At 75.0% G+C, this 4,301-nt stretch carries 1 protein-coding gene; it reads right to left on the bottom strand.

Features of this window, described 5'->3' with window-relative positions:
* On the bottom strand, positions 1 to 4,301 hold a 4,301-nt coding region (locus Q5694_RS34705), incomplete at both ends, for an SDR family NAD(P)-dependent oxidoreductase (RefSeq protein ID WP_333937507.1).

The following is a 4,301-nucleotide window of genomic DNA, read 5'->3' as shown; positions in this document are numbered from 1 at the left end:
AGCACCAGCCGCTGCTGCGGATCCATCGACACCGCCTCACGCGGCGAGATACCGAAGAACCCGGCGTCGAAGTCCTCGGCACCGGCGAGGAACCCGCCCTGCCGGATGTAGCTCTTGCCGACGGCCTCCCGGTCCGGGTCGTACACGTCGAGCGCGTCCCAGCGCTGCGGGAACGGGCCGATGCCGTCCCGTTCCTCGGCCAGGAGCGCCCAGAACGCCTCGGGGGTGTCGATACCGCCCGGCAGGCGGCACGCCATCGACACCACCGCGATCGGCTCCGCCGCGTCGGCCGCCCGCGTCGGGCGGCCGGCCGCGGGAGCGGCGGCCGGGGTGAGTTCCATCCGGTCCAGCAGCAGTCCGGCCACGGCCGCCGGGGTGGGATAGTCGAACGCCAGGGTGGACGGCAGCCGTACGCCCGTGACGGCGATCAGCCGGCGGCGCAGCTCCACGGCCGTCATGGAGTCCATGCCCAGTTGCTGGAACACCTGCTGTTCGCCGATGCCGTCCTGCCCGGTGCGGCCCAGGACGGCGGCGGCCTCCTGCCGCACGAGTGCGAGGAGAGTGGAAAGCCGTTCCTCCGGTGGCAGGGCGGCCAGCCGGTCCCGCACGCCGGACCCGGACCGGGACGGTGTACGCCGTGACGTGGTGCGTAGGAGGCCGCGGAGCAGGGGGTGGATGTCTTCGCCCCGGTCGGCCTCGCGTTGCACGGCGGCGAGTTCGAGCCGTACGGGCACCAGCTGGGCCCGGTCCCCGGCCAGCGCCTGGTCCAGGGCGTGCAGGCCCTGCCGTTCCGTCAGGGGGCCTATGCCCTGACGGCGGATGCGGGCGAGGTCGGCCCGGCCCAGCCGCGCGGTCATGCCGTCACCGCTCTGCTCCCACATGCCCCAGGACAGGGCGACGGCCGGGCGGCCCTGCCGCCTGAGCCGGGCCGCCAGGGCGTCGAGCCAGGCGTTGGCCGCGGCGTAGGTGCTCTGGCCCGGGCTGCCGAGGACACCGGAGACGGAGGAGAAGAGGACGAGGGCGGACAGGTCGAGGCCGGCGGTGAGGTCCGCCAGGTGGAGGGCGCCTGCGGCCTTGGGGTCCATGACCCGGCGTAGGCGGTCCTCGTCCTGGTCGGCCAGCAGCCCGTCGTCGGTGACTCCCGCGAGGTGGAAGACGCCGGTCAAGGGGTGTTGTGGAGCGACGGTGGCCAGCACGGCGGCCAGCTGGTCGCGGTCGGCGGCGTCGCACGCCTCGATGCGTACGGTCTCGGCGCCGGCGTCGGTCAGGTCCCGCGCCAGTTCGTCGGCGCCGGGGGCGTCGGCGCCGCGCCGTGAGGTGAGCACCAGGTGGCGCACGCCGTGCGTGTGCACCAGGTGGCGGGCGAGGCGCCGGCCGAGTTCACCGGTGCCGCCGGTGAGGAGCACGGAGCCGTCCGGGTCGAGCCGTCGGGCCGTGTCCGTCTCGTCGACGGTGGGTTCGGGCACGAGCCGCGAGGCCAGCACCTCGCCCGCCCGTACGGCGGTCTCCGGCTCGTCGGCCGCGGCGAGGGCGCGCGCGAGGACGTCGGCGTGGAGGTCCTGCGCGTCGAGGTCGACGAGCCGTACCGTCCGCTCGGGGTGTTCGGCGCGCGCGGCACGGACCAGGCCCCACACCGGGGCGCCGGCCCATCCGTCGAGCGGGTCGGCGGGCGAGGCCGCCACGCTGTCACGGGTGACCCAGACGAGTTCGGTGGATGCCAGCCGCTGGTCGGCGAGCAGGCTCCGGGCCGTCCGCAGGGTGCCGGTCACCGCGGCCAGGGCGGAGGCGTACCCCTCTTCACCGTCGAGGGCCCTCGCGTCGACGACGATCCGTGCGGGGGGTTCCTCGCCGGTGTCGAGCAGCGCGGTCAGCGTGTCCGTGTCGGGGCAGTGCCGTACGGGGGCCGAGGCGCGGCCGGTGCCGCCGAGGCGGTCGGCGAGGTCTGCGGTGCCGCCCACCACCCAGGTCCGGATGTGCCCGTCCGCCGGCTTCGGGTGGCGCAGGGGCTGGAAGGCCACGCTGTAGAGGTGTTCCACGGTTTTGCGCACGCGCAGCTGTTCGGCTGTCGCCTCGCGCAGCCGCAGCGCCGCGACCTTCAGCACGAGGCGGCCCGCCGCGTCGGTCGCGTGCAGCGAGGCGGTGGCGTTCGTACGGTCGAGGTCGACCCGCACCCTCAGGGCGGTGCTGCCGGCCACCCGGCATTCCACGCCGCTCCAGGCGAAGGGCAGCAGCACGCCCGCGCCCTGCGGGGCGTCCTGGGCTCGCAGCGCGGCGAGCCCGTGCAGGGCGGCGTCGAGCAGGGCGGGGTGGACGCCGTAGTCCGCGGTGGGCAGGTCGTCGGGGAGCCGGACCTCGGCGTACAGGGTGTCCCCCGTGCGCCACAGTTCGGCCAGTCCCTGGAAGGCGGGCCCGTAGTGCAGGCCCAGGGTGTGGAAGTCCCGGTAGTAGTCGTCCAGTTCGACGCGTTCCGCGTCCGGTGCCGGCCACTGCTGCGGCTGGGGCTCGCCGGTCTGCTGGGAGTGCTCCAGCAGCTCGCCGACGGCGTGCCGGCGCCATGTGTCGTGGGCGGAGTTCTCGGTACGGCTGTGGATGCCGATCGTGCGGCCCCCGTCGTCGCGCGGGGCGCCGACGACGACCTGGAGCCGGACGGCCTCGTCCAGCACGAGTGGTTCGAGCAGCGTGAGCTCGGCCACCCCCGCCGCGCCGGTGCGGTGCGCGGCCGTGAGAGCCAGCTCCAGCAGACCGGTGCCGGGAACGAGGGCGATGTCGTGGACGACGTGGTCGCGGAGCCAGGGGTGCTCGTCGGGCGACAGTTTTCCGGTGAACAGGTGCCCCTCGCCGTCGGCCAGCACGGTCGCGGCGCCCAGCCAGGGGTGCCCCGGGTGCTCCAGCCCGACCGAGGCGAGATCGCCGCTGACCTGACCGGCTGTCCGCAGCCAGTGGCGCTCGCGCTGGAAGGCGTACGTGGGCAGCGCCAGCGGGGCGGCGCCGGAGTCGGCGGGGAGGATGTCCTGCCAGGCGAGTTCCTCCCCGGCCACGTGCAGGGCGCCGAGGGCCTGCACGAGCGTGCGGATCTCGTCCGTTCCGCCGGACTCGCCGGCGTCCGGCCGCTGTGAGGCCACGAACACACCGTCCCGCTCCGAGCAGGCGGCGCCCATGGCGGAGAGGACGGCGGCGGGCCCGCACTCCAGGAACCGGGTGACGCCCTGCTGCTCGACGGCCCGCACGACGTCCAGGAACCGCACCGCGTCGCGCGCCTGGCGCACCCAGTACAGCGGGCAGCGCACTCCCTCTCCGGCTGTCAGGTCCTCGTCGGCCCGCAGTCCGGTGACGGACGAGACGAGCGGGACGGCCGGGGCCTGGAAGCGGCAGCTCTCGGCGACCGCCCGGAACTCGGCGAGCATGGCGTCCATGTGGGGCGAGTGGAAGGCGTGGGACACCTCCAGCCGCCGGGTGCGCCTGCCCTGTCCGGCGAAGTGCGCCGTGACGGCCTCCACCGCCGTCCCGTCACCGCTGACGACCGTCTGGGCCGGGCCGTTCAGGCCCGCGATCGAGATCCGGCCGTCGATGCCGGCGAGCACCTCGGTCACTTCCGCTTCGGGTGCCTCGACCGACGCCATGGCGCCACCGCGCTCGCACGCCTGCATCAGCCGGCCGCGGGCCGCCACGAGGCGTGCCGCGTCGGCCAGGTCCAGGACACCCGCCACGTGCGCGGCCGTCAGTTCGCCGATCGAGTGCCCGGCCACCACGGCGGGCCGGAGGCCCCATGACTGCCACTGGCGGAACAGCGCCACTTCGAAGGCGAACAGTGCGGGCTGGGTGAACTCCGTCTCGTGCACCAGGGTCGCGTCGGCGCTGTCCTCGGCGGCGAGGACCACCTCGGCCAGTGGGCGGCTCAGATGCGGATCGAGAGCGGCGCAGGTCTCGTCGAAGGCGTCCCGGAACACCGGCAGCGCCGCGTGGAGTCGGCGTCCCATGCCGATGCGCTGGCTGCCCTGGCCGGTGAACAGCACCGCGGACTCGCCCTGGGTGGCGGTGCCGTGGGTGAGGGCGGGGTGGGGGCGGCCGTCGGCGAGTGCCTCCAGGGCCTGCACCAGCTCGGGCGTGTCGGTGGCGACCACACTGGCCCGTTGTTCGAAGTGCGTGCGGTGCCGGGCGGCGGTGACGGCGACGTCGGCCAGGGCCACGTCGTGGTGGGTGGTCAGCCAGGATGCCCAGCGTGCTGCCTGCTCGCGCAGCGCGGCCTCGTCGAGTCCGGAGAGCACCACCGGCAGCGGGCCGGCCGTCTCCTCGGCCACCGG

The sequence above is a fragment of the Streptomyces sp. AHA2 genome, assembly GCF_036857595.1.
GTDB lineage: Bacteria > Actinomycetota > Actinomycetes > Streptomycetales > Streptomycetaceae > Streptomyces.
The sequence above is the reverse complement of the archived record's forward strand: the minus strand, read 5'-3'. Positions and strand labels throughout refer to the sequence as shown.